The 26,952-nt window shown below is 63.0% G+C and carries 21 protein-coding genes; 10 read left to right on the plus strand and 11 right to left on the minus strand.

Translation table 11 applies throughout. The features are described from left to right. The first annotated feature begins 99 nt into the window (after window positions 1-99). Window positions 100-969, plus strand: coding sequence for a LysR substrate-binding domain-containing protein (locus OH764_RS32205; protein ID WP_027779974.1), 870 nt, complete (start codon window positions 100-102; stop codon window positions 967-969). A 128-nt stretch (window positions 970-1,097) separates the two neighbouring features. On the opposite strand, the gene OH764_RS32210 is transcribed toward OH764_RS32205, so the two are convergent. The 10 genes from OH764_RS32210 to OH764_RS32255 form a co-directional block, all read right to left on the minus strand. Beyond that, on the minus strand, window positions 1,098-2,699 hold the full coding sequence (locus OH764_RS32210) for a peptide chain release factor 3 (protein WP_020068586.1): 1,602 nt from the start codon (window positions 2,697-2,699) through the stop codon (window positions 1,098-1,100). 353 nt (window positions 2,700-3,052) lie between these two features. Further along, window positions 3,053-4,435 carry an MFS transporter gene (locus OH764_RS32215; protein ID WP_498850014.1) on the minus strand — a complete coding sequence of 461 codons (1,383 nt, stop codon included), beginning with the start codon at window positions 4,433-4,435 and terminating at the stop codon, window positions 3,053-3,055. A gap of 72 nt (window positions 4,436-4,507) precedes the next feature. Then, a complete protein-coding gene (locus OH764_RS32220) occupies window positions 4,508-5,947 on the minus strand; it encodes an NAD-dependent succinate-semialdehyde dehydrogenase (RefSeq protein WP_498850015.1) in 1,440 nt (479 codons plus the stop codon). After that, window positions 5,944-6,981 carry an aldo/keto reductase gene (locus OH764_RS32225; protein WP_498850016.1) on the minus strand — a complete coding sequence of 346 codons (1,038 nt, stop codon included), beginning with the start codon at window positions 6,979-6,981 and terminating at the stop codon, window positions 5,944-5,946. The genes OH764_RS32220 and OH764_RS32225 overlap by 4 nt, the downstream gene beginning before the upstream one ends. A 52-nt stretch (window positions 6,982-7,033) precedes the next feature. Continuing rightward, entirely contained in the window at window positions 7,034-7,558 is a 525-nt protein-coding gene (fae, locus tag OH764_RS32230; protein WP_498850017.1) for a formaldehyde-activating enzyme, read from the minus strand. A 591-nt stretch (window positions 7,559-8,149) separates the two neighbouring features. After that, window positions 8,150-8,440: an H-NS histone family protein gene (locus tag OH764_RS32235; RefSeq protein WP_087753653.1), complete on the minus strand. Its 291-nt coding sequence runs from the start codon at window positions 8,438-8,440 to the stop codon at window positions 8,150-8,152. Window positions 8,441-8,567: 127 nt separating this feature from the next. Further along, window positions 8,568-9,767 (minus strand): serine hydrolase domain-containing protein, encoded by a 1,200-nt coding sequence (locus tag OH764_RS32240; protein WP_498850018.1) that lies wholly within the window; start codon window positions 9,765-9,767, stop codon window positions 8,568-8,570. A gap of 78 nt (window positions 9,768-9,845) precedes the next feature. After that, on the minus strand, window positions 9,846-10,049 hold the full coding sequence (locus OH764_RS32245) for a hypothetical protein (protein ID WP_020068593.1): 204 nt from the start codon (window positions 10,047-10,049) through the stop codon (window positions 9,846-9,848). A gap of 540 nt (window positions 10,050-10,589) precedes the next feature. Continuing rightward, on the minus strand, window positions 10,590-10,850 hold the full coding sequence (locus OH764_RS32250; protein WP_498850019.1) for a hypothetical protein: 261 nt from the start codon (window positions 10,848-10,850) through the stop codon (window positions 10,590-10,592). A gap of 87 nt (window positions 10,851-10,937) precedes the next feature. Then, the gene (locus OH764_RS32255; protein WP_498850020.1) at window positions 10,938-12,413 is read right to left on the minus strand and encodes a sigma-54 interaction domain-containing protein; all 1,476 of its coding nucleotides are present in this window, start codon (window positions 12,411-12,413) and stop codon (window positions 10,938-10,940) included. A 323-nt stretch (window positions 12,414-12,736) separates the two neighbouring features. Between OH764_RS32255 and OH764_RS32260 the strand changes: the two genes are divergently transcribed. Both OH764_RS32260 and OH764_RS32265 read left to right on the plus strand, forming a co-directional pair. Continuing rightward, window positions 12,737-14,137 (plus strand): GntP family permease, encoded by a 1,401-nt coding sequence (locus OH764_RS32260; protein WP_498850021.1) that lies wholly within the window; start codon window positions 12,737-12,739, stop codon window positions 14,135-14,137. A 102-nt stretch (window positions 14,138-14,239) separates the two neighbouring features. Continuing rightward, the gene (locus OH764_RS32265; RefSeq protein WP_027779984.1) at window positions 14,240-14,641 is read left to right on the plus strand and encodes a RidA family protein; all 402 of its coding nucleotides are present in this window, start codon (window positions 14,240-14,242) and stop codon (window positions 14,639-14,641) included. A gap of 28 nt (window positions 14,642-14,669) precedes the next feature. On the opposite strand, the gene OH764_RS32270 is transcribed toward OH764_RS32265, so the two are convergent. Then, entirely contained in the window at window positions 14,670-18,188 is a 3,519-nt protein-coding gene (locus OH764_RS32270) for a hybrid sensor histidine kinase/response regulator family protein (RefSeq protein ID WP_498850022.1), read from the minus strand. Window positions 18,189-18,479: 291 nt separating this feature from the next. Here OH764_RS32270 and OH764_RS32275 point away from each other — a divergent pair, with 291 nt between their 5' ends. The 7 genes from OH764_RS32275 to OH764_RS32305 all read left to right on the plus strand — a co-directional run bounded on the left by OH764_RS32275 (window position 18,480) and on the right by OH764_RS32305 (window position 26,934). Beyond that, the gene (locus tag OH764_RS32275) at window positions 18,480-20,186 is read left to right on the plus strand and encodes a methyl-accepting chemotaxis protein (RefSeq protein ID WP_498850023.1); all 1,707 of its coding nucleotides are present in this window, start codon (window positions 18,480-18,482) and stop codon (window positions 20,184-20,186) included. Between the two features lie 279 nt (window positions 20,187-20,465). Next, on the plus strand, window positions 20,466-21,068 hold the full coding sequence (locus OH764_RS32280) for a DinB family protein (RefSeq protein ID WP_498850024.1): 603 nt from the start codon (window positions 20,466-20,468) through the stop codon (window positions 21,066-21,068). Window positions 21,069-21,455: 387 nt separating this feature from the next. Then, window positions 21,456-21,707 (plus strand): hypothetical protein, encoded by a 252-nt coding sequence (locus OH764_RS32285; RefSeq protein WP_027804733.1) that lies wholly within the window; start codon window positions 21,456-21,458, stop codon window positions 21,705-21,707. A gap of 332 nt (window positions 21,708-22,039) precedes the next feature. Further along, entirely contained in the window at window positions 22,040-23,032 is a 993-nt protein-coding gene (locus OH764_RS32290; RefSeq protein WP_498850025.1) for a DedA family protein/thiosulfate sulfurtransferase GlpE, read from the plus strand. A gap of 87 nt (window positions 23,033-23,119) precedes the next feature. Next, window positions 23,120-24,835 (plus strand): FAD-dependent oxidoreductase, encoded by a 1,716-nt coding sequence (locus OH764_RS32295; RefSeq protein WP_498850026.1) that lies wholly within the window; start codon window positions 23,120-23,122, stop codon window positions 24,833-24,835. Window positions 24,836-25,063: 228 nt separating this feature from the next. Continuing rightward, entirely contained in the window at window positions 25,064-25,339 is a 276-nt protein-coding gene (locus OH764_RS32300; RefSeq protein WP_020068605.1) for a hypothetical protein, read from the plus strand. A 371-nt stretch (window positions 25,340-25,710) separates the two neighbouring features. Then, window positions 25,711-26,934, plus strand: coding sequence for a winged helix-turn-helix domain-containing protein (locus OH764_RS32305; RefSeq protein WP_498850027.1), 1,224 nt, complete (start codon window positions 25,711-25,713; stop codon window positions 26,932-26,934). The last annotated feature ends 18 nt before the right edge of the window (window positions 26,935-26,952 follow it).

The following is a 26,952-nucleotide window of genomic DNA, read 5'->3' on the forward strand; positions in this document are numbered from 1 at the left end:
AGGCAAAATGCAGTGCTTCAATGCGACAATTGCAGGCGATACGCGCGCCTTCACATCGGCCGCACTGCCCCGCACGATCCAAGAGACAGAAGGTGATGTATGCGACGCTTGCCATCGCTCATCGCGTTGCGCTTTTTCGAGGAAACAGCGCGCCACATGAGCTTTAACCGCGCGGCGAGCGCGCTATGCGTGACGCAAGGCGCCGTCAGCCGGCAAATCAAACTGCTCGAGGAATCGCTTGGCGCGAAGCTGTTCGAGCGCGATCACAAAGGCATTCGCCTGACGCCCGTCGGGCTGCAATTCCTGCCTTGTCTGTCGGACGCGTTCGACACCATCGAGCGAGGTTTCCGGCAGATCACCGCGGCAAAGGGCCGGCGCCGTCTCGTGGTGGCCGTACCGCCTACTTTCGCGACGCAATGGTTCTCGCCACGGCTGGGTTCGCTCGCCGATGAGATGCCCGACGTCGAATTGTCGATTCGCACGGAGCCGACCGCCGACTGCCACTGCACGATCCGCTTCGGCCGTCATGCATTGCCCGACGCACATTCGGAATTGCTGATGACCGAGCGCCATGCACTGGTGGGTGCGCCGATGCTGCTCGGCGAGCCGCTCGACAGGCTGCTTGAACACATGCCCGCGCTGCATGTGCTGCACAACGACGCGAGGCTCGACCTGTGGCCGAACTGGCTCGCCACGGCGGGGCTGCCCGCGCGTTACGCGGATAACGGTATTGAATTCTCGACGCTGGAACAGGCGATCCGCGCCGCGCGCAAGGGCGCGGGCCTCGCTATCGTCGACAGAAATATGATCGTCGAGGAACTGGCGGACGGTAGCCTCGCGCAGTTCTCCGATGTCGAAGTGGCCGGCCCGTTCGGTTACTGGCTGGACGTCGCGCCTCAGCACGCCGCCCTCGAATACGTGCAGGCGTTCGCGGGATGGCTGCGCGAACAAGTACTGAACATGGGCTAGCGGCTATTCCGTCCAATGGCGAGCCGCGAACGCGCCTCGAAATAAAAAAGCCGCGTGCATGACACGCGGCTTTCTATGTTCTGGACAGGCACCGCCAGCCACATGCGCTGGCGGACGGGCTCAAACCGTCACATTGCCTTCTTGAACGGCGCGCCCGAATGCTCGCGCAACTCGTTGAACACGATTTTCGGCCATGCCTTCTGCGCAACTTCGATCTCCGACACATGCGAGGCCAGATACGTGGGCGCGTCGGATGCGTCGAGCGCAATACGCGCGGCGTAGGAGTCGGTGAAGCGGCGCAGTTCCGCAGGGTCGTCGCACGTCACCCAGCGGGACATGCGGTAACGCGCGGGCGCCATGCGCACGTCGACCTTGTATTCGGTCGACAGACGGTGCGACACGACTTCGAACTGCAGTTGGCCGACCGCGCCCAGAATCATCAACCCGCCCACTTCGGGACGGAACACCTGAATCGCGCCTTCCTCGCCGAGCTGCTTGAGCGCCTCGCCCAGTTGCTTTGCGCGCATTGGGTCGACCACCTCGACGGTCTGGAAAATTTCCGGCGCGAAGAACGGTAGCCCGACGAACTGCAACGCCTCGCCTTCGGTCAACGTATCGCCGAGGCTCAACGTGCCGTGATTCGGAATACCGATAATGTCGCCCGGATACGCTTCACTCACCGTCTCGCGCCGCTGCGACAGGAACGTCACAACGTTATTCGCGCGAAAAGTCTTGTTCGAACGCGTCACCTTCACGGCCATGCCGCGCTCGAAACGCCCCGAACACACACGAATGAACGCCACGCGGTCGCGGTGCGCCAGATCCATGTTCGCCTGCACCTTGAAAACGACGCCGGTGAACTTCGGCTCGTCAGGCATCACTGGACGCTGCACCGTCATGCGCATCGACGGCGGCGGCGCCAGGTCGACCAGCGCGTCGAGAATTTCTTTCACGCCGAAGTTGTTGATCGCCGAGCCGAACAGCACCGGCGATTGCTGACCGGCAAGAAACTGCTCGCGGTCGAAATCGGGCGTTGCGCCGGTGATCAGGTCGATCTCTTCCTTTGCTTTGGTCCAGCTATGGCCGAAACGACGCTCACCTTCTTCGTCGCTCAACGCTTGCAGCGTTTCAACCGCGCCGCCGGCCGTGTCCTGACCGGCCCGGAACACACGAACCTGATCGCGCTGGATGTCGTAGACGCCCTGGAATTCCTTGCCCATGCCGATCGGCCACGTGAACGGCACCGCCGCGACGCCGAGATGCTGCTCGATCTCGTCGAGCAGTTCGAGCGGCTCGCGCACTTCACGGTCGAGCTTGTTGATGAAGGTGACGATCGGCGTCTTGCGGCTGCGGCAAACTTCGAGCAGCTTCAGCGTCTGCGCTTCGACACCGTTCGCGCCGTCGATCACCATCACGGCCGCATCCACCGCCGTGAGCACGCGATACGTGTCTTCGGAGAAGTCTTCGTGGCCCGGCGTGTCGAGCAGATTAATAACCGCATCGCCGTACTCGAACTGCATCACCGAACTCGCGACGGAAATGCCGCGCTGCTTTTCGATTTCCATCCAGTCGGAAGTCGCGTAGCGATTGCTCTTGCGGCCCTTAACGGTGCCCGCAATCTGAATCGCGCCCGAAAACAGCAGCAGCTTTTCGGTCAGCGTGGTTTTGCCCGCGTCCGGGTGGGAAATGACCGCAAAGGTGCGGCGGCGTTTGAGTTCGGAGACTGACATCGGGTCTGGCGGTCACAGATAGGGGTTCGGCGGTCTTCGGAAGCTTGTGGCCTCCGGGCTGCCACGCGTGGCGCGGCGGCGTCGAGCTGCGGGAGTCGGGTCGGGAACCCGCATCACTATGGCAACCGGGCCGCGTCGGAAAACAGGTCGGGAACGAGCGTTCGACAATACGGATAATCGCCAGCGCAGAACAGCGCAGGGAACGAATGATACACGCCGGGACGGCGGACGTGGGAAAGCCGCCCGCGAGGGGCGGCCGGCCGGCGCAAGTGTTAGAAACGTACGCCGGGCGGTGAAGCGGCTGCCTTAGCCCCGCAACCGCGCCGCCGCCGGGTTGCACGCTTTGTGTCCGACTAGCCGCCGCTCGCTTCGGTCAACGTCAGATGTTTAGTCTCCGGCGCCCAGGCAATCGAAACGATCATGCCGACCAGCAGCACGGCCGCGAGCACGAACATTGTGATGTGAAAGCCGAGCGTGGCGATGCCGAGCGGCAACAGAAACGTACCCACTGCGGAGCCGAGACGGCTGCAAGCAATGGCTAGTCCGACGCCGCAGGCGCGCACTTCGGTGGGAAAACACTCTGGCGGGAACACGCCGACCAGGTTTGAGAATGCCGACATGGTCAGCGTGAAAATGCCGAATGCGACGATCATGGCGAGCGCCGCCGATTCCGGCAGCAAGCTGAGTGCGATCAGCGATACGCACGTCACCGCGAACGAGCCGATCAGGAAAACGCGCCGCGGCAGTTTGATCGTGAGCCAGATGCCGATCAGCGCGCCAAGCACGAGAAAGCCGTTCAGCAGCAAATCCGCGCCTGAATCGTTGTTCAGATGAATCGCCTTGAGGATGGTCGGCAAGAACGTGTAGACCGCGAAATACGGGATCACGAGACACACGAAAAACGCGCAGTTAAAAATGGTCCGGCAAATCAGGTCTTTCTCGAAGAGACGCATGAATCCGCCAGCCGATTGCGCGTGCTGGTCGTGAGCGCCGTCGAGCGTGACGTTCTCGCCGAAGTGCTTGAGCACGACTGACCTGGCCTCCGCAATCCTGCCTTTGCCGAGCAGCCAGCGGGGCGACTCGGGCGTGCCCATGCGCAACACCAGCACGATCAGCGCCGGAACGCCCGCAGACGCGAGCAGCCAGCGCCATGCATCGGGCGAGGCGTCGGCGTAATGCATGCCGAGCACGTTCGCCACCACGTAACCAATCGTCCATACGACGCTGAACGACCCCAGCAATGTTCCGCGATGCTTACGCGGCGAGAACTCCGCGAGAATCGCATGTCCCACCGCAAAATCGCCGCCCATGCCGAAGCCGATCAATACGCGCAGCAAGCAGAGTTCGAAAGGCGAGTGCACATAGAACTGCGCAAACGCGGCCACGGAGATGATGACAAAGCTCAACAGAAAGATTTTTTGCCGCCCGAGCCGATCCGACAGCCAACCGAACACCAGGCTTCCAAAGAAAATGCCCATCAGCGCCGAACTGCCGATCATGCCCATCCAGAATGCGTCGAGGGGCATTTGACGATTCATCGCGGCCAGCGCGTAGCCGATCGTGCCGAGCGCGAAACCTTCGGTGAAGTGCGCGCCGAACGTGAGGCCGGCGATCTTCACGTGGAACGCGTTCAACGGCACGTCGTCGATGGAAATGGGGCGGTTTGCGGACGGCGCCGCAGCCGGGAAAGTGGGGGCGAGGCCGAGAGGGCTCGCCTGGACATCCTGATTACTCACGCTGTCTCCTTGATTTATTGGCTTTTTCGAGCGGCGAACGCCATGCGCTCCCGCCCGTATGAGGTCTGACGATCAGCGTCCGAGCCCGCCCATCATCATGTATTTGAGTTCGGTGTATTCATCGAGCCCATACTTCGATCCTTCGCGGCCGAGGCCCGATTGCTTGACGCCGCCAAACGGCGCGACTTCGGTGGACAGAATCCCTTCGTTGATGCCGACCATGCCGCTTTCGAGCGCCTCGCCCACGCGCCATGCACGCGCCAGATCGCGCGTATAGAAGTACGCGGACAGACCGAACGGCGTCGCGTTGGCCGCGACGACGGCTTCGTCTTCGGTCTTGAAGCGAAAACACGCGGCAACCGGTCCGAAGGTCTCTTCCTGCGCAATCAGCATCGAACTGGATGCATCGACCAGAACCGTCGGCTCATAAAAGGTGCCGCCAAGCGCATGCGGCTTTGCGCCGGTCAGCACTTTCGCGCCCTTTTGCAACGCGTCGGCCACATGCGCCTCGACCTTCGTCAGCGCGGCCTGATTGATCAGCGGCCCTTGTTCGACGTCGCCTTGCAACGCGTTGCCCACGCGCATCTTGCGCGCCGCCTGCGCGAGCGCCAGCGTGAACGCGTCGTAAATGCCGTCCTGCACGTAGAAGCGATTCACGCACACGCAGGTTTGTCCGGTGTTGCGGAACTTGGACGCCATCGCGCCTTGCACGGCGGCGTCGAGATCCGCGTCGTCGAACACGATAAAGGGCGCATTGCCGCCCAACTCCAGCGAAAGCTTTTTCAACGTATCCGCCGACTGCTTCGCGAGCAGCTTGCCCACGCGTGTGGAGCCCGTGAACGAGAGCTTGCGCACTACGTCCGATTCGGTGAGCGCGCCGCCAATTGCGACGGCATCGCCGGAGACCACGTTGAACACCCCCGGCGGAATGCCCGCCTTCTCTGCGAGCACGGCCAGCGCCAACGCGGACAGCGGCGTTTCCTCGGAGGGCTTGAGCACCATCGTGCAACCCGCCGCCAGCGCGGGACCCGCCTTGCGCGTAATCATCGCGAGTGGAAAATTCCACGGCGTGATGGCCGCGACCACGCCGACCGGTTCGCGCGTCACAATGATTTTCGCGTTCGGATTCGGACTCGGAATTACGTCGCCATATGCGCGCTTCGCTTCTTCGGCGAACCATTCGAAGAAGCTCGCCGCATAGCCGACTTCGCCACGCGCTTCGGCGAGCGGCTTACCTTGTTCGCGGGTCAATAGCGCAGCAAGCGCATCGCGATGCTCGAGCATCAACTCGCCCCAACGCCTGACGCGCGCGCTGCGCTCTTTAGCCGTCAACGAGCGCCACGCCCGAAACGCCCGTTCTGCGGCGGCAATGGCTTGCGTCGCCTCCGCCGCGCCGCCCTTAGCCACTTGCGCGATGACTTCGCCTGTCGCGGGATTGAGCACGGGATAAGTGCTTGCGCCTTCGTACCACTCGCCGCCGATGTAATGCCCTGTCCGGAGAAATTCGTTCATGCCGCTTCCTCCAGCTTTTCAGCGAACGCGTCTTGCGCAAGCCTCGGCTCGCGCGCGATGCGCTTGCCAGCGGTGTAGTCGTTGATCAGATCGCACGGCGTGTAATTGCGTTCGAGCTCGAAGACCTCTTCGTCGGACAGCGCCGTGCCGAGCGCGGCGATCGCGCTGTCGAACTGCGCCGGCGTGTCCGCGCCGACCAGCATGCTCGCCACGCCTTCGTGCCTCAGCACCCACGCCTGCGCGATCTGCGCCGCGGACACGCCGCGCCGGGCGGCCACGCGCGCCACCGACGCCGCAATCTGCCGCGACACATGATCGCCATACATTTGCGCGGTGAAGAAGTCGGTCTGATTGCGCGTCGAGTTGGCGTCGCTTGTCAGCAAGCCGCGCGCGAGCGGGCTGAATACGGAGACACCGACGCCCTGATCCTTGCAATAAGGGATCATCTCGCGCTCTTCCTCGCGATACGCCAGGTTCAGCTGCAACTGCATGTTGATCGGCTTATGCCAGCCGTTGCGCTCGCAAACCTGCATGATCTTCGCGAACTGCCAGGTGTACATGGTGGAGACGCCGATATAGCGCGCCTTGCCCGCACGCACGATGTCGTTCAGCGCGCCCATGGTTTCCTCGACCGGCGTGTTCACGTCGAAGAAATGCAGCATGTATATGTCGACGTAATCCATCCCAAGGCGCGCGAGCGACCCGTCGATGCCGTCCATGATGTGCTTGCGCGAATGGCCACCCGCGTTCTGGTATGCGCCCATGTCGTAGCCGACTTTGGTCGTCACGACAATCTCCTCGCGGCGCGCAAGGCGCTTCAGAATCCGGCCGACGACTTCTTCGCCGACGCCTGTGGAATAGAAATCCGCGAGGTCGATGAAATTGACACCGGCTTCCAGCGCATGACGAACGATCGGCTCGCTGCGCGCCTCATCGAAAATCCAGGGCTTCCATTGGGGCGTGCCCATGTTCATCGTGCCGAGGCACAGACGCGAAACCTTCAAGCCGGATTGGCCGAGGCGAATGTATTCCATGAAAGGTGTCTCCTTGCAGATCAGGTACGGCTGCTTTCGATCGAGGCCGCGATCAGCGTTGTTTGGGGGTATAGAACGGGTTCGAGACATCGCGCGCGGCGGCGAACACTTCGTCGCGATGCGGCAAGCCTTTCATCGCGGCAAGGATCGCGTTTCTGCACGCGCGGTAGTTGTTTTCGAAGACGGCGTCGAGATCGTCGGTCGCGGGATTGACCCAGTTCGCCGACACGACAACCCAATCGTTCTCCGCTTCCGGAGGCAGCGTGCCGTTCTCCAACGACTCGGCCACCGCCTTCGCGATACCGGCTTGCGACGCGCCCCAAGTTGCGTTGCCATGGAAGTCGCTGCCGATCTGCGACTTGTTCACGTAAAGCGTCAGAGGCTTGGTCGGCACGCCCGGACGCGCGATCACGACGAACGGCGCGTGACCAGCGGAAGGCGTCGCCAACGCAGTGGCGAACGCCTGGCCCGCCGGGCCGTTACGCGGGCCGACCAGCACGTTGATATGCGCGAGGTTGACGCCCGGTCCTTCGAATCCTTCGCCGATAAAAAGCTGTTTGTCCGTCGATACGCTCATGGTCTTTCCGTCAAGTTGAGTGGATGACCGATTGTGGCGTTCGGCATCCGCGACCATGTATCGATGAGTTTTGATCCGGGGTATGAGGCGAACTCAACTCCGGGTTTGTCCGGACCGCATAAGGAAAGCGGCGTGTTCGCGCAAGCGGAACGCACGCAAAGGTGAGAGTTTTCGGGACTTGCGACGCCGCGCCGCGCACGACGGCGAAAGGTGAGCACGCGCGAGGAGGTTCTTGCACCAACGACGCGGCGTTGCTTGCGCGTCGGCGTGTACGAAGCGAACGCAGAGCCGCGTTCGTATTGCCGCGAACGATTCTTCGTACAGCCTGGGAACGCCCGCCCGCAAAGGCTGGCGCGGGTTTCGGACATGTCGGTGAGGCCCGGTCCCTACTTCGCACTCACCTCGGATTGGGTGCGCCCGGTGAAGAAGCCAGGCTCACCGAAGTATGTGGACCGCAGGCGCCGGTCGGGTGTGCGGACTCCAGGTTTTGATCTAAAGGTGAGCGTTTTCGGGGGATGCTAGCGGTGCAGAAAAGTCGAAGCGCAGCATCACTTCAGGAATGCGGACGACCCGACGCCTGTGAAGCGCACCCTACACTTCGATCAGAAAACGCTCGCGATTCTTGCCCGCGAGCCACGCAGGCGAACGCCCACGGCCGCTCCAGGTCTCGCCGGTTTTCGGGTTGCGATACTTGGCGACCGAAGCGGCTTTGCGCGCAACGGTGCGTGTGTTCGCGAAACCGAGTTCTTCGGCGGTCAGGTCGTACTCGGCGATCTTCTGTTTGATGTCGGCGATCGCCTGCGCGACTTCCTTGTCACGAGCCGCCGCAACTTCCTTGTGAAGCTTTTCGAGCTGAGCGGTCAACTGCTTGTATGAGGCCATCGCGAATGCTCCCGTTGATTGTGGCGAACCGAAGTGCGGACGCTATCAGACAAATAAAACGCCGGATAGAGAGCCCTTCATTGTCCGGCGCTAAAAGTGCGGCCGGTCATCGCCGAAGCATGCGCACTCAATCGTCAATTGCATCGTACACGCGGCGCTCGAAGTCGACTGCCATGGGAAACGGCTCGATCGAACGGCGCTGGATCAGCATGATGCCGATCAGGTCCTCGACCGGATCGGCGAACCAGCTTGTGCCGAAAGCGCCCGGCCAACCGAAGGAGCCGGTTGAGCGATAGCCTTGCGGGAGTTGCTGCGCCGGATCGTCGACGATCGACAAACCGAGGCCGAAGCCCTGGCCCGCCCACATCACATGACCGAACGCCGGGAGGCGGCGTTGATCGCGAGTCAGAAAATTCGAGCGCATCAGATCGACCGAGCGATGCGACAGCAAGCGCACATCGCCGACACGTCCACGCCGCAAAAGCAACTGCGCGAACTGCAGATAGTCCTGAGCGGTCGAGACGAGGCCGCCGCCGCCGCTCTGAAAGCGCGCCGGATTGGCCCAGCGGCTCGCAGACGCATGATCCTCGACCACACGCCGCCGTGTTTCTGGATCGACGCCATATGCGGTAGCCAGACGGGCGAGTTGCGGCTCGGGCACCCAGAACGCGGTATCGCGCATGCCCAGCGGCTCGAAAATGCGCGTGCGGAAAAACTCCCCCAGCGGCATGCCGCTCACTCTCGCGATCAGCGCGCCGAGCACGTCGGTGGCAATGCCGTAATGCCAGCGCGAGCCCGGCTGAAACATCAGCGGCAATTGGGCGATGCGCTCGAGCCACGCGTTCACGTCGCCATGCCCATCGACGCCGTTGAAAGCCGTCGCGTACGCCTGTGCCAGCGGGCCGGTCGCGGTGAAGTGATATGCGAAGCCCGCGCGATGCGTCAACAGATCGAGCACGGTAAGCGGCGTGCGCACAGTATCGGTCGCATCGAGCGGGCCGCCGGGATCACGCAACACGCGCGGCGACGACAGTTCGGGCAACCACTGCGCGATGGGCGAGTCGAGCGCCAGCCGATCCTCTTCGATCAGCATGAGAATGGCGGCGCTCGTCACCGGTTTGGTCATCGACGCGATGCGAAACAGCGTGTCGCGCTCCATCGGCAAGTGCGCGGCTTCGTCGCGCAGACCGAGCGCCTCGAAGTAGCCTGTTTCGCCGCGGCGCCAGACGAGCGCCACCGCGCCGGCCACATCGCCCCGGTCAACGTAACCCTGCAAGGTGCGCGTCAGGGCTGTCAGCCGAGCTGACGAAAATCCAGCTGCTTGCATGTCGATAGTGTGTCCTGGCTTAAGCGTCGTCGATAGACGATGACGAGATGGCAGCGAGTTTTCAGCGCGCAGTGCCGGTCAGGCCTTCTGGCGCTCTTCCAACGCCGCGAGCGCGGCATTAAGACGTTTGATGCGACTGGCCTGTGTCGGCATGCGAACCGAACCGGAAACCGAATCGATGCGGTTTCGCCAATACGACAGCGGTATGCGGTCTTCGGCGGAAATGTGCGAAATGACGTGTTCGAGATGTTGGATGTCTTTTTCGAGTTGGTGATGATTCATTCTTTTCCCCGGAATACTCGTTGACTTAATTCGAAACGCAATGAAAAGCACAACTGTGCCGTTTCTAACGTCCATTCCGTTAGTCGGCAACTTCTTCCTCGCGATTGCCGCGTGGTCTATTTATTCGGCAAAAGCTGCTGGTCGCATGCGCTGGCGAACCTGTGAAAAGAGAATACTGCCGCGGGATTTCATGTTCCGTTACCTGCCGCACTGACTTCGCTTCAGTGCGAAAAAATACCGTGACTTTTTATGGATGTCGATCCATTAGGAATAAAAACCAACGTCGCTGATTAATATGCGAGCGGCATAGACACGGTTTTGCCTGCCACGCATTAGATGCATATATTTATGACGTTCGTGCACTTTTGAAAGACCGCCTTCGGCGCAATAGTTCGCCGCTGAAGGCCGCAAGCATTTTGAGCAGCGAGTTATGCGTGACCGGCGTACAAATTGGGCTACACAGTCCGGGAAAGACTCTTGGACCAAAGGCAGTCGAACACTGCCTTAGTCGGCACCGCGATGGGCGCGGCCGCAGCGCTACTACTTTGCGCGGCAGGCGTAGATCAGGCTGAGCGTGCCATTGTTCGTGGACTGGCGAACCGTGTCGAACGCGCCGCCGCAGCCGGCGGCCGCCTGCTGCGAGCAGGAGTCGGAGCCAGCTGGACATTCAACGAGTGTGGTGGCACGTCCGTCGGACAAAAACAGCGGCGCGCTGCTGCTGCAACCGCCCAATACCGTGCTCGCTGCAACGACCGCGAACACACAGGCGCGGCGCCCGAAGAAAGAAAAGCTGCGGTTCATGTGAAACCCCGATCACGTCTTGTTTTTGGATCACACGATTGTGCCACGCGCCAATTGCGCTGCGTGCCCCGGTGAACGCCGGCTTTGTCAAATCTCGATGCCGTGCGCCGCAATCTTTTTATAGAGCGTTGCGCGCCCCATGCCGATCTGCGCGGCGGTGTCGATCACGCGCCCGCCGTTGGCGCGCAATGCATCGCTGAGAAAGCGCTTCTCGAACGCTGCCATTGCCTCGTTCCACGACGACGGCTCCAGCGCCGGATTCCCCGCTTCGGCCACAGCCGGCGGCTGGGCGTGCGGCGCGCCTTGTATCGCGCTGAGTGCGCCGCCCTGCCCCGAACCGACGAACGGCGCAAGCGCGCGCGCATCGATCCGCTCGCTGTCGGACAACATCACGGCCCGCTCAAGCGTATTGCGCAATTCGCGCACATTGCCCGGCCATGCGTAGGCGCACAGCAAGCGCAATGCATCGTCCTGCAGTTCGTAGTGACTGCCGCCGCGCGCCTGCGTCGACAGGTCCTCGAGCATTGCGTAGGCGAGCGCTTCAATGTCTGAAGCGCGGTCGCGCAAGGGCGGTGCGTGGATCGTCAATACGTTCAGGCGATAGAACAAGTCCGCGCGGAAACGTCCCGCCGCCACGAGCGCGGGCAGATCGGCAGAGGTCGCCGCGATGATCCGCACTTCGGCGCGCACGATCCGGTTCGAACCGAGCGGCTCGAACTCCTTGTCCTGCAAAACTCGAAGCAGCTTGCCCTGCAACGGCAGCGGCATATCGCCGATTTCGTCGAGGAAAAGCGTGCCGCCGTTTGCCAGCTCGAACTTGCCAACGCGGCCCTTGCGATCCGCGCCCGTGTAAGCGCCGGGCGCCGCGCCGAAGAACTCGACTTCGAGCAACGTGTCCGGAATCGCCGCCACGTTCACCGTCACGAGCGGCTGGTTCGCGCGCGCCGAGCCGCCGTGGATTGCGTGCGCGAGCAGTTCCTTGCCGGTGCCGGTCTCCCCTAGCAGAAGAACCGGCGATTCCAGTTGCGCCGCACGGCGCGCCTGGCGCTTGACCTCCAGACTGGCCGCGCTCGTGCCGACAAAACTGCCGAATGTGTACTTGGCCCGGCGCGCCTGTGCAAGCGACTGGCGCGTCGCGATCAATTCTTCCTGCACGCGCGAATAGTGCGAAAAAAGCGGTGTGAGCGCCTTCAGTTCGTCAAACAGCGCGAAACCGACGGCGCCCACGGTCTCGCCTGCGTCGTCTTTCAGCGGCAGACGCGTGACGACGAGCGGCTCACGATCCGTTTCCAGAATGTCGAGCAGAATCGGCTTGCCCGTCTTCACGACTTCGCGCATCAGGCTGTTTGGAATCACCGCTTCGCAATCCCGGCCAATAGCCTGCTCGGGGTCCGCAAAGCCGAACCGCGCCGCATAACGCTTGTTGATCCAGACTACGCGCGCCTCGGCGTCGACGATGAACGTGCCTTCGCTGAAATTCTCGAAAGTGCGGAATAGCGAATCCATCGCGCGGCGCAGGACGTCGCTATAGGTGGCGGGAAGCCCCGCCCAGTCGTTCATCATGTTGTCGCTGTCTCCGGCTATCGTCTATTAGTCGCTTGTCTCGATTTGTGGACAAGCTTATCTCAACGAAGAGATCGCCGACAAGCCTGTACAACCACGTTCTCGCCGTGACGTCAGTGTGCATGGAGCAATTCACGTCCCCGTTTGGAGACGTTTAGGTACAATCTGCGGCAACACGTCTCATGGTTTTGTCCGCTTCGGCCCCGCGCATCGGCGCGCGAGCCGTTACCGGGCGCATGGCATGGAACCTGCGTTCGCGGGCGCCGTGCCGTGTCTAACCGAGACGGCGTACACGTAGAACAAACCAAGCTTCTGGAGACTCAATGTCCTTTGTCATCGTCCTTGCCGCGCTGGCGTTTCTGATGTTCGCCGCGTATCGCGGCTACAGCGTCATTCTCTTCGCACCGATCGCCGCTCTCGGCGCCGTCCTTCTGGTCGATCCGGCCGCCGTTGCACCGGTTTTCACCGGCATCTTCATGGAGAAGATGGTCGGCTTCGTCAAGCTTTACTTCCCCGTATTCCTGCTGGGCGCCGTGTTCGGCAAGGTCATCGAACTATCCGGTTTCTCGGAGTCGATCGTGGCCGCCGCGATTCGCTACATCGGCCGCTCGCGCGCGAACGCCGTGATCGTCGCTGTGTGCGCGCTGCTTACCTACGGCGGCGTATCGCTGTTCGTGGTGGTGTTCGCGGTCTATCCGTTCGCCGCTGAGTTGTATCGCCAGAGCAATATTCCAAAGCGCCTGATGCCGGGCGCCATTGCACTGGGCGCGTTCTCGTTCACGATGGATTCGCTGCCCGGCACGCCGCAAATCCAGAACATCATTCCAACGACGTTCTTCAAAACGACCTCGTGGGCCGCGCCCGCGCTCGGCGTGATCGGCTCGCTGTTCATTATCGTGGTCGGCCTCAGCTATCTCGAATGGCGCCGCCGCGCCGCGATGGCAACCGGCGAAGGCTACGGCACGGAACTCGTCAACGAACCGGAACGCGTCGAGCCGAAGCAGCTGCCGCATCCGTTGCTCGCGGTCGCGCCGCTGGTACTGGTCGGCGTCGCGAACTTCGTGCTGACTCGCTGGATTCCCGCTACGTACGGCGCTTCGTACACCGTCGCGCCGGACATCCTGCCGGGCGTCCACGCGCCGCTCACCACGACGATCAAGACAGTCGTGGCGATCTGGGCTGTCGAGGGCGCGCTCTTGCTCGGCATCGTCATGGTCGTGCTGACAGCGTTCGGCCGCGTGCGCGAGCGCTTTGCGGTCGGCACCAAGGCGGCAGTGGCGGGCGCGCTGCTGGCGTCGCTGAATACTGCTTCCGAATATGGCTTCGGCGGTGTCATCGCCGCATTGCCGGGTTTCCTCGTGGTGAGCGACGCGCTGAAAAGCATTCCGAACCCGCTCGTCAACGCAGCCGTGTCGGTCAGTTCGCTGGCGGGCATTACGGGTTCTGCGTCCGGCGGCATGAGCATCGCGCTTGCGGCCATGTCGGATGTGTTCATCAAGGGCGCGGAGGCCGCGCATATTCCGATGGAAGTGCTGCACCGCGTGGTCGCAATGGCAAGCGGCGGCATGGACACGCTGCCGCATAACGGCGCGGTCATCACGCTGCTGGCGGTGACCGGATTGACGCACCGTCAGTCCTATCGCGACATCTTCGCGGTGACGGTCATCAAGACGCTGGCTGTTTTCTTCGTGATCGCCGTTTATTACACGACCGGACTCGTTTAAGCACAGGCTTGCAGGGGACGATGCCGGCCGCCTCGCCGGCATCGTGAGTTTTGATCGGTTATCTTGTCAGCCCGACATTCGAAGCCATGACCGGCATTCCCAATGAGCTCAACCCCCGCTTTCTGGATGATTCCCGGCGCTCCTACGCCGGTCGGCCCGTTTTCCCACGCCACTGAAGCCGACGGCTGGGTTTTCCTCACGGGCCAGATGCCGACCTCCCCCACCGACGACGCCGCGCCGCTTCCCGAAGGCGTAGTCGCGCAGACCCGTCGCGTGATGGACAACCTTGTGCTGGTTCTCAAGGGTCTCGATCTCGGCCTGCAACACGTGGTCGCCGCACGCATCTTTCTGACGGAGTTCAAGCGCGATTACGCCGCGATGAACGAAATCTACCGCGTGTACTTTCCCGCCGACGCGCTGCCGGCGCGCACTTGCATCGGCGTGACCGCGCTTGCGCGCGACGCACTGGTGGAAATCGACTTCATCGCACGACGGCCGGGCTGAGCGGCGACGGTGCGCGTGGTCAATGCGGTCAATGCGTCGACGGCTCGTCGACGCCGTAGTGATCGCACAGAGCCTCGTGCAACGACACCGCGCGCTCGTCCATTTCGGTCGTCCAGATTTCGCTGTCGTTGCACAGCCGTTGTAGCTGCCTGCACTCTTCAACGAACCTCGGCTCCTGCACGATCACGAACGCGCCGCTCGCACTATGCGCCCAGCCGGCCAACGCCTGCCGGTCTTCTTCATCGACAATGGCGAGTAGCCGCGGCAGATCGTTTTTCAAGTGCTCCTTGAGCATGGCGGTGTAACGCGCTTTCTCGTCTGCGGCGAGCGTGGCGCCCGTTGCGGCAACGGACGCAGGATCGGCAGCCGGTGCGGCCTTTTCCGGCACGGCAGGCGCTACGGCGAGCAGTGCAGCCTGAAGTTCGCTCAACGAAGCAGGCTTCGAGACGTAACCGCTGAAACCACGCTCATGCCAGCTTTGCGCTTCCTGATTTTCGGCCACCGCGCTGAAGGCAAGCACCGGCACGTCGGCGTCCACCCTGCGCAGTGCGGCGAGGAACTCGAAGCCGTCCATGGCCGGCATGTGGATGTCGGTCAGTACGACGTCGAAACGCGTCCGTTCGAAAAAGCCGAGCGCCATTCTGCCGTCACCGGCGATGGTCGGCGCGCATCCGAGCGTGGCAAGCTGTTCCGCAATCAAGGTTTGAATCAGCGGATTGTCTTCGGCAACGAGGATGGCGAGGCCTTGCAGCGCCGGATGCGTCGTTAGCACAGTCGCGGCCGCCGAATCTATTCGCGGTGCCGCCGGCACCTCGCCAGCCGCGGCAACCGGTGTGCCCTCGACTGCCAACTCGATGGCAGACCGGACTGCCGTTCCGCTGAACTCCGTCACTTCGAGTACGCCTTCCGCGCGCAATTGCGGTCGTTGCGGACCCGCTCGCGTTACCCAGACGGCAGGCACCGGCTGCAACGCCCGTAGCGAAGCGATGACGTCGAGGTCGTACGCGCCCGTAACAATCAGCGCCTTCGGGCGGTTTACTTGCAGCCACGCCCGCGCGGCGGCGAGCACGGGTACCACGTGCGCGCTCCATCCGAAGTGCTCGAGCCATCGGCGAAGCAGTTCGGCGACCTGGGAATCCTGACACAGCGCGAGCAGCATCCCGCGCTTCTCAGCGACGGGCGCCGGCTTCGACGGCTTCTCATCGGGCGAGGCAGCGAGCGGAATCGACACGTTGAATACGCTGCCGACGCTCACCACGCTCTCGGCCGAAATCGTGCCGCCCATCAACTGGCAGAGGCGCGCACAGATCACGAGTCCGAGACCGGTACTTTCGGCGCCGCGCGACGCACCAGCCTCGCCTTGCACGAACGGCTTGAAAAGCCGCGTGACCAGTTCCGGGGTCATGCCCGGCCCGGAATCCGACACGCGGCAATTGAGGATCGGACGGCCTTGCGCATCCTCGATAAGGTCGGCTTGCAGCATGATCTTGCCGCTCGACGTGAACTTGAATGCGTTGCTCAACAGATTGTTGATGACCTGCGCGATCCGCATTCTGTCGCCGACAACCGTCCGGTCGAGCGCCGGCGAAAGCAGTGAAAAGAAACGGACAGGGCGATCGCCGGCCATCGCCGCATAGGAAAGCGCAATGCTCTCGAATGCCTCGAGTAGAGCAAACGGTTCGCGTACCAGAAGCATCTCGCCGGCATCGATCTTGGAGAAGTCGAGAATATCGTTGACGACGCGGCGCAGCGCATCACCCGCCACATTCAGCGCGGCAAGCCGCTGCGCATGCGCTTCAAGCCCCGGCGTGCGCGCGAAGAGTTCGAGATTGCCGAGCAGCGCATTCAGAGGCGTGCGAATTTCGTGGCTCATCGCGGCAAAGAAGTTGGTGCGCGCGCGCATCATCGCTTCAGACGCCTGCTGCGCGTCGCGCAACTGTTGTTCGAGCGCGTGCTGCGCAGTCACATCGAGAATCGCGCAGAACAACACGTGCTCGCCGGCATAACGAGCGGGCGCGTAGGTGATTTGCAGGAATTGCGCGGGCGCGACGCCGGCTTCTGGCGCGGCGGTTGCCTGCGCATTCGCAGGCACTAACGTCGCAGGCTGAGATGGCGGCTGCGCCGGCGCGACAAAAGCGGCGATCCGTGCAAACGCGGCGACGGAGGTCTGCTCCGGTGCCTGCGCGAGAAACCCGGCAGCGATATGCGGCGGCAGCCGGCTTGTGCCGGGTTCAATTTGCAACAGTTCGCCGGCGAGCGCGTTTGCCGTCAAGATCGAATAGTCGCTTCGCCGCACGATGCACAATCCGATCGGCGTCGCGCTTACCAGAATGTGGTTGAGGGTGTCGCTTTCCAGCGCGCGTGAAGTCTCGGCAAACGCGCTGCGCAAAAGCCGCAGGCCGAACAATCGCGCGGTCAGCGCAATGGCCAGCATGACCACAAACGCAAGACTACCGATCACTGCCAGTTGCCAGCCCAGCGCCGCGAACAACCCACCCCAGGGCACATAGCCGACGAGCGAGCCGAAGCCCGGCATGAGCGGCTCGTAGAAGATCACGCCTTCGCGGTCATAGTGAAAAACGTGCGGGGGAGTCGCGGCCACTGCGTGCTGCAGCATCGCGCCGGTTTGCGCGTCGAGCGCAGCGGAAGACGCCAGAATGCGGCGATCGGGCGCCATCAGCAATGTCGCGCCCGCGCTGCCTGGCGGCGCAATGCGCGCGGCGAGCACATCGAGTGGAATGCTTGCGCTGATGAGCGTGACAGGCTTGTCGCCCTCGTAATACGCGCTTACCGCCGAGATCACCGGCGTGTTTTGCAGAGGATCTCGATAAGGTCCGACCCACAGGCGCTCGCCTTTTCCGGGCACGCGCTTGCCGGTTTGCGACTTGAGCTCGCGCTCGATCGTCTCCCTCAGCACACCTGCGAGCGCCGCTTGCTGAGCAGACGTGGCGAAGCGCGCCGCCCCGCTGTTCGGTTCGGCGGCGGAACCCGCCAGCGAAGGAAGAATCACGGCGTAGTCTTCATCGACGCCGATCAGCGTTGCCCGTTGTTCGAGTTCGAACGCCTGTTGCGTGACAAGCGTGGATTGCGCCGATTCGTAAAGCCGCCCCAGTTTGTCGCCGAGTCGGGCGCCCCAGGCGGCGCGAGTGGACTGCCCAATCACGACGTCGAACTCCGCGTCGACTCTGTCCACCGTGCCGCGCGCCGCGCCCGTCTGTGCGATGGATTGCTCGACCGCCTCGGGCGCGCGCCGCACGTCCGTTGCGCCGTAGTAGTAGTCGAGGGTAAATTCGGCGCGCCGCAGGAAGGACTCTTCTCGATGCAGCAGCAACGACAGGTCGGTTGCATTCTGCGACGTGAACGTGCGGCGATATTCCAGCTGCTTGAACGCAGCCACGACCGCGATGACCAGCGCAAAAACAGCCACCATCAGCATCAACGAGCCGATTGTCGCGAGATAGACCCGTTGCTGGCGCTTCGCCGTCTTCGCGAGCGACGCGAACGCGTATTCGAGTGACTCTTGACTACGATCAAGGATTTTCTGCATCAGATCACGTGCGTGCGGTTCGCGCAGGCAGACCACTGCGATCTTTAGCGGACTGCTCTGCTGGCCTGTATCGGCGCAGTGTAGTCGCTTTGACCGTGTCGCGCGATGCATCCGGCACTTTTAACGCAGTCTACCGCCAAGGCATTCTCCAACCCTGTATTAACGGCGCCACGGGCTTAAACCTGAGTGGATTAGTGGGGGAACCCTCAAGGCGCCCGCACTTCATGCCGATATTCCTTGCAACACTGTAAGACCGCGCACTGTGCGGGGTAAGCATCAGCAAGGAAAGTCATGCGCAATAACCAGCCTGTCACCGGGCAAGAGTACGAATTCCCGTCGTCGCAAATGCTTGTTTCCGCGACCGACCTGACCGGCCGCATCGAATATTGCAATCCGGCTTTTATCGCCGTGTCCGGCTATACCCATGAGGAGCTCGTCGGTCAGCCGCACAATCTGATCCGCCATCCGGACATGCCGCGCGAAGCGTTCGCGGACATGTGGGCAACGATTCGCGACGGACGCCCGTGGACTGCGCTCGTCAAGAACCGCCGCAAGAACGGCGACCACTATTGGGTTCATGCGAACGTCACGCCGGTGGTCAAGAAAGGTGCCGTGGTGGGCTATCTCAGCGTGCGAGTGAAGCCGGCGCGCGACGCCGTGCGCGCGGCCGAAGCGTTGTACTCCCGCATGCGGACGGGCGAGGCGCGCGGGATCAAGCTGCGTCGCGGCATGATCGTGCGCACGGGTTTGCCTGGTCGGCTGCAAGCACTGACGCGTCTGCCCGTGGCGACGCGCGCCGCTTTCGGCTATGCGCTCACGCCGCTCGCGCTCGCGGCGGCCGGCCTCGCGGCCTGGCAAGGCGCGCCGCCAACGCCGTTCTGGATTGCATTCGGCGTGGCCAGTGCCGTCAGTCTGGTTTCATGGCGTCTGCTCGCGCGGCACGTGGCTGCGCCGGTGCGCGACATGAGCGGATTCGCGACCCGGCTCGCCGCAGGAGATCTGACTGTCGATCTGGAGATCGCGCGTCACGACGACCTGGGCGATGTGCTGCAAGCATTGAATCAGTTGAAGGCCAACCTGGCCGCGATCGTCTATGACGTGCGCGAGCAGATCAACGGCATGCTCGATAACGCGCGCGAGATTTCGAGCGGCAACGTGGACCTCGCTCGCCGTACGGAACTGCAGGCCGCCTCGCTCGAAGAAACCGCCGCCACGATGGAAGAGCTGACCACCACCGTGCAAGCGAACGCCGACGCCAGCGTGCGCGCGCTCGACCTCGCGAAAGACGCGCAGGCCGCGGCAGCCGAAGGGGGCAAGATCGCAGGCCAGGTCGAGCAGACCATGGCGGCCATCACGGCCGCATCGCGGCGAATTGCCGACATTACCGGTGTGATCGACGGCATCGCCTTCCAGACCAACATTCTGGCGCTGAACGCCGCCGTCGAAGCGGCACGCGCGGGCGAAGCAGGCCGCTCGTTCGCCGTGGTCGCGGGCGAGGTGCGGATGCTTGCGCAACGTTGCGCGGCGTCGTCGAAGGAGATCAAGTCCGTGGTCGAGGCAAGCGCGGCGGAAGTCGCGGCGGGCACCGACCTGGTGGCGCGCACCAGCTCTCAAATGCGTGCAATCGACGAAGCGGTCGAGCGGGTGTCGTCGATCATCGTGGAAGTGGCGAACGCGAGCAGCGAACAGGCCGAGGGCATTCGCCAGGTGAACCAGGCCGTTTCGCACCTTGATGGCGCGACCCAGCAGAACGCCGCACTCGTCGAACAGGCGGCGTCCACGGCACAGCGTCTCGCCGCGCAGGCGGACGTGCTTAGCGAGGCAGTACGTCTGTTCACGGTTGCGGACACGGCGCCTGCATCGCGCGTTGTTGCTCGCACGCGTCAGCGCGCGCCGGCCAATGCTGCGCACGAGCCAGCATCTGCAGTGGCGCTTGCGCATGCACAGCGCGATGCTCATCACGCGAAGCATGACGAGGCGGTCCCGGTTGTCCATTAATGGCGCATGGATGCCGCATCGAGGTTGCATTGAAGTCGCATTGATCCGATAGATCGGCATTACTCCTACCTCGACAGCGGGATATTGACGCCTTACCGTGCAAGCGTCGCTGCCCAATGGATGTATGGACAGACTGACCCGAGTAACAACGGCGTTGAGCGGCCCGTCCCAAACAGACGGGCCGTTTTTTTTCGTGCAATCTATGCTGTTGGAGCGCGCGCATCGATGCGCGCCTTCTTGCTCGCAGATTCATGCCGCTTGCTATCGACGGAGACACAGATGATCGAGTCCAACTCGCGAGGCGCCGCTTCACGCGATCCGTTGTCTTTGCATCTGACTGCCATGGCGCGCAACAACGCATGGTCGAACCTGCGCCTCTACCGCGCGTGCCTGAGCCTAACCGACGAAGCATTCGCCGCGCGCAGGGTGAGCTTCTTTCCTTCGTTGCAACTCACGTTGAATCACATTTTGCTGGTGGACCGTTACTACTACGACGCGCTTGTGGGCGGCGGCCAGGGCCTCACGATTTTCAACGACGAACTGCCCTATCCGCGCGCGACTCAACTGTGGGACGCCCAGGCGCGAAGCGATAGCGACCTGCTGGCCTTTTGCGAGTCGCTGACGGGCAGCGACTTGGACCGCGAGGTGGAGATCGACCGAGGTCCGTCGGTCGGCATTCAACGGGAGAGCATCGGCAACGTGCTGCCTCATCTCTTCGTGCATCAGATCCATCATCGCGGGCAGGTTCATGCGATGTTGAGCGGCTCCGACGCGGCACCTCCACAACTGGACGAGTTCTTTCTCGACGGCGATGCGCCGTTGCGCGCCTCGGAGATCCTGGAACTGGAGCGCATGCGCGAAGCTCATAACCGACCGTTGTAGTGGAGCGACGGCTGGACATTGCCCATGGTCCGGCGAGCGCGATGTACTGAGCATTGCTTCGGGCGTTTTTGCCGATCGCCTATGCGCTGACCTCGGGATGCATAGCCATGCTGCGCGTCAGCAGCATGACACTGCACGAGAAGAACTGCACCGCCACGGGGCACGAAAAATGCGCCCGTCGTCGCAACGAGTCGCGTTAAACTCATTGTCACAGGTGAACGCCACTGCACGCACCCGGCTCGCGGCCCGCGGGCTTAGGTGCACGGCGGCGTTCGGGCAAGCAGGCGCACGCATCGGTCAATCGCCAAAGCGTGAACATTGCGCGACAGACGGCGCGTCATGCTGCCCGTACAATGGTTCGATCAACAACGATTAAGGACAACTTCGATGCGCACTACCGGGTCCTCCGGGTCAATGGCCCTGCTCACCGAATACGACGACGCAACCGGGCGCGAACTGCGTTCGCTGCGCCTTGAGTCGACAGAAGACGGCAAAGGCATCCTTCTGATCGAGGTCGATGAGCGCAAGCCCGGCATACATCGGGAAGTACGCTATGAAATCACGCCGGCCGAGCTGATTGCGGCAATCCGCGCGCACGGCGCCGAGTTGCCGGGCGAGCAGCATAATCATCGTCAATAACGTAATCGCGCGGCGCAGCGCATCAGCGTGATCGCCGCGTGCGCAGTAGAAAGCGCGGCACTGCAGGCGCCGCGCACCATTACCGACATCTCCGCGCGCCACCTCTGTTCAGGCTGCGCGAGATTCAATCGTCTTTCATTTTGTTCGGCTCGCGCTGGTTGACATTCGCGGCGCGCGCGGCGCGCGGACCTAAGGCGCGGCGGTAACGCTTCCAACCCCGAATAACCGGGGTTTTTCAAGGGCTTTGCACGCCTTGAAAATGGTCCATAATCGCTCCATTCTCCTATGCTTCCCTACTGCGCCGTGCCTGAAAAGGCCGCGGATGTAAGTCGATGCTACATGATCTCGTCGAGCAATACGGACCGGCGCTCATTTTTGCCAACGTGCTGGCCGCCTCTATCGGGCTGCCGGTACCGGCTATGCCGTCGCTCGTGTTGTTCGGCGCAATGGCCGCCATGCATCCCGGCTCCGTCGGCACGCAACTGCTGCCGGTACTCGTGTTGTCCATCTTCGCAACGCTGATCGGCGACAGCGCGTGGTATCTGGCCGGCCGTCTGTACGGCGGCAACACGCTGAAAACCATCTGCCGCCTGTCGCTTTCGCGTGACACGTGCGTGAAAAAAACCGAGCGGTTTTTCGGGCGCTGGGGCGTGCGTGTGCTGGCCGTCGCCAAGTTCGTTCCGGGCCTGTCGATCGTGTCTATTCCAATGGCGGGCGCAATGGGCACCCGGTATCGCACGTTCCTCACCTACGACAGCATCGGCGCCGCGTTGTGGTCGGGCACGGGGCTGATCGTCGGCGCCTTGTTCGCGCATCAGATCGACATGGTGTTCGCCGCCGCCGGGCGCCTCGGCCGCACTGCGGGCGTCGTCGCTATTGCGCTATTGCTGTTGTACGCGGGGTATCGCTGGATTCGGCGTCGTCAGTTGATCAACAAGCTCGCGTCGGCTCGCATCGAAGTCGACGAACTCGCCACGCTGGTCGAGGCGGGCAAGACGCCAGTGCTGTTCGACATCCGTTCGCACGAGAAGCGCAAGCTCGATCCGTTCGTGATTCCGGGCTCGCAATTCGCCGACGAGCGGCAGCTCGATCAGATCGTCGCCACGTATCCGCGCGACCAGAAGCTCGTGATTTACTGTTCGTGTCCCAATGAAATTTCGGCCGCATGGATGGCCAAGCAGTTGAACGAAGCAGGCTTCGACGACGTGCTGCCGTTGCGCGGCGGCATGGAAGCCTGGCGCGACTCCGGCAGGCCTGTCGAGGCCTTGCCCGGCATGCCGCCGCCCGAGGCCGCAGTCGAGCACATCGCGCCGAAAGCGGTTTGACGCCGCGGCGCTTCCGCTTGCGCGCTTTTGCGTGCGCGCCGTTGCGCCTTCGTTCAGTCAATCAATGAACACTGAAGGAGCGGTTCAATGCTTTCCGTTTCAGAACCCGAAACACAATCCGAAGCGGTAGTCGCCGACGCGCCGTTTTCGAATCTGTCCACGCGCATGCATCAGATGTTCCCCGCGCTCACCGCAGCGGAGATCGATCGCGTACGCCGGTTCGGCGAACCGAGCCACTGGGAAGCGGGCGAACTGCTGTTCGAGACCGGCCACACCGGTCCTGGCATGTTCGTGCTGCTCGAAGGGCGCGTGAAGGTCTATCAACGCGACGGCATCGGCCGTGAAGTCGTGATCGGCGAACACGGGCCGGGGCATTTCCTCGCCGAGGTCGGCCAATTGTCGGGACGCCACGCGCTCGTCAACGGCATGGCGCTTAGCGCGGTGCGAGCGTTGCTCATTCCGCCGGAGAAGCTGCGCGCACTGCTCGTGGCCGAAGCCGAATTGGGCGAGCGCATCATGCGCGCGCTGATTCTGCGGCGCGTGTCGCTTATTGAAAAGGGCGCGGGCGGCCCGATCCTGATCGGCAGCAGCACGGACGCGCGCCTCGTGATGTTGCAAGGCTTTCTGTCGCGCAACGGTCATCCGCATTCCACGATCGACGAATGCGACGAGGACGCGTTGCGTCTCGTCGAGCAATTCGGCGCGCAGCAGGAAGACATGCCGCTCGTCATCTGTCCGGACGGCTCGGTGCTGCGTCATCCGAGCATGCCCGAACTGGCGACCTCGCTCGGCTTGCTGCCAGATCTGGACGCCTCGCTGGTCTACGACGTCGCGATTGTAGGCGCGGGACCGGCCGGGCTCGCCACGGCCGTGTATGCGGCGTCCGAAGGACTCTCGGTCATCGTGCTCGATAGCCGCGCGCCGGGCGGCCAGGCCGGCGCAAGCTCCCGAATCGAAAACTACCTCGGCTTTCCGACCGGCATTTCGGGTCAAGCGTTGGCCGGACGCGCGTTCGTGCAGGCGCAGAAATTCGGCGCGCACGTGGCGATTCCCGTCCACGTAAAAGCGCTGCATTGCGGGGAGGCGCCGTACCGTCTCGAACTGAAGTGCGGCGGTCACATCAGCGCGCGCACGATCGTGATCGCGAGCGGTGCGGTGTACCGGCGCCCCGCGCTCGAAGGGCTCGACCGTTTCGACGGACGCGGCGTGTACTACTGGGCGTCGCCTGTCGAGGCGAAGCTGTGCAAGCGCCAGGAAGTCGTGCTCGTGGGCGGCGGCAATTCGGCCGGCCAGGCGATCGTCTATCTGGCGACGCATGCAGCGAAGGTCCACGTGCTGATCCGGCGTAGCGGCTTCGAAGCCACCATGTCGCGCTACTTGATCGACCGCATCCGCTCGCTGCCGAACGTCGTCGTGCATCCGAACTCGGAGATCGATCGCCTTGTCGCTGACGAAAGCGGGCTTGCGTCGGTGACTCTGAAAAAGCCCTTGCCCGATGGCACTGACCACATCGACACGCGGCATCTGTTCCTGTTCACCGGGGCGGACCCGAACACCGACTGGCTGCGCACCTGCGGCGTCGAACTCGACGAAAAGGGCTTCGTGCTGACGGGCACCAGCGCGGACGGCGTGTCGGCATGCGATCTCGCAACGACCGTGAAGGGCGTGTATGCGATCGGCGACGCGCGCGCGGGCTCGACCAAGCGCGTGGCGGCAGCGGTCGGCGAAGGTGCGGCGGTGGTCGCGCAGATTCACCAGATACTGGCGGTTTCAGCGGACGAAGCGGTCGCATCCGTGGCTTGACCTTGAGTTTGAGTTTGAGCTTCACCTTCGGCGAGGACCGCCGCACGTACACGGGCGGTCCACAGCAAAAGCTGCCGGCCAGGCTGCCGGGTAATGCTCTGTTACACACGCCTTCAACTCGTTGCACCTGCTTTTCTTTCTATCTCGTAAGATCAATGTCAGCCATTCGACAGCGAATGGCGGATCGTTGGAAACAGCAATCGTCTTGCTGGGACACAGGAGAGAAGCATGAACAAACGCGCGATCTTCTTCGCCGCCTTCGGACTTGCCGCCGCCTGCGCATCGACTGCCGCTTCTGCTCGCGTCGACGTGGGCGTGTTCGTCAACACGCCCGGCCCAATCTACGCCGCGCCGCCAGTGATGTACGCCCCGCCGCCGGTCGTCTATGCGCCTCAGCCCGTCTACGGTTACGGCTACCGCGACGACTATTACCGGGGCCACCGCTGGCATCACGATCATGGCCGTCATCGCGGCTGGGACAAGCATCACGGGCGCGGCTGGTAGGCTTGGAGCGCGCGGGCCGCGGAGCCCTCGCTGCGCTGCGCTCCGCTGTTTGGGTGCTGACGACGTGGCGCATCCGGGCGCGGCCGTTCATGCACCGGCGCAGGCGTTTTCAGGTGGCCGATTTGATGCTTTTCCTTCGACGCGCTCACCATCGCCCGCGTCCACCTCAACCCATTGGTAGGTCGGTTTCCGCCCACCTCGTGCTCAGCCGCGGCCAGTCCACGACTCGTCTGTCGCTTCGTCGCTGCACCACCTCCAATGCGCGCAGCGCTCGCCTCAACCTCCGCTTTGCATTCACGCTACAGTAGCGTCTGCTGATTCAGGTCAGGCTCGCGCCTTCTCATCGCAGTCACTCACTGAACAACCTCCGCGTGAAGACTCTTCCGCTTTCCGCCGCCCGCACGCTGCATCTGGCCGCACAAGGTCTGCTGACACCGCCGCGCCGCAAGGCCGTGAAAGCCGACGTCCTCGACGCGATCCGCCGCATGGCGCAATTGCAGATCGACACGATTCACGTCGTCGCGCGCAGCCCTTATCTCGTGCTCTTCAGCCGGCTCGGCGCCTATGCGCAGCAATGGCTCGACGAACATCTCGCCGAAGGCAAGCTGTTCGAGTACTGGTCGCACGAAGCGTGTTTCGTGCCGATCGAAGACTACGGCCTGCTGCGTCATCGCATGCTGGACCCGAGCGGCATGGGCTGGAAGTACGCGGCAGACTGGCACAACAAGCATCGCGAAGACATTGAGAAACTCCTGGCACACATTCGCGCCACGGGCCCGGTGCGCTCGGCGGATTTCGCTCGCGAGTCGGGCAAGGGCAACGGCTGGTGGGACTGGAAGCCCGAGAAGCGCCATCTGGAAGTGCTCTTCGCCATTGGACAACTCATGGTGGCGGAGCGGCGTAATTTTCAGCGCGTCTACGACATCACCGAACGCGTCTTGCCGGACTGGAACGACGCACGCGATCTGCCACCTTCGGATGTCGTCACCGAGGAACTGCTGCGCCGCACTTGCCGGGCGCTCGGCGTCGCGCGGGCCGACTGGGTGGCGGATTATTACCGTCTGCCGCGCCGCCCGTATCGCGACGAGCTTCATGCGCTTGCGGACCGCGGCGAATTGATTCCCGTGCAAGTGGTCGGCTGGAAGCAGGACACGTTCGTGCACCGCGACCTCGCGCCCATGCTCGACGACGCCGCGAGCGGCAAACTCGCCTCGACGGTGACGACGGTACTGTCGCCGTTCGACCCTGTGGTGTGGGACCGCAAACGCGCTGCCGCGCTGTTCGACTTCGACTATGCAATCGAGTGTTATACGCCGGCGGCGAAGCGCAAATACGGTTACTTCGTGCTGCCGCTACTGAGCCGCGGGCGGCTGGTAGGCCGCGTCGATGCAAAGGCGCACCGCGCGCAGGGCATTTTCGAATTGAAGTCCGTGCATATGGAAGCGGGCGTGCGTCCGAGCGCCCGACTCGCTGGCGACCTGCGGCGCGCGTTGCAACGGTGCGCGGATTGGCACGGCACGCCGCAACTGCAAATCACATGGGCGGCGCCGGAATGGCAGGACGCATTGAGCGTGGATGAGTGCGTCGAACAGTAAGCGCGCCGCCGTCCCGTG

It is taken from the genome of Burkholderia sp. M6-3 (genome assembly GCF_050858985.1).
In the GTDB taxonomy this organism is placed as follows: domain Bacteria; phylum Pseudomonadota; class Gammaproteobacteria; order Burkholderiales; family Burkholderiaceae; genus Paraburkholderia; species Paraburkholderia caledonica.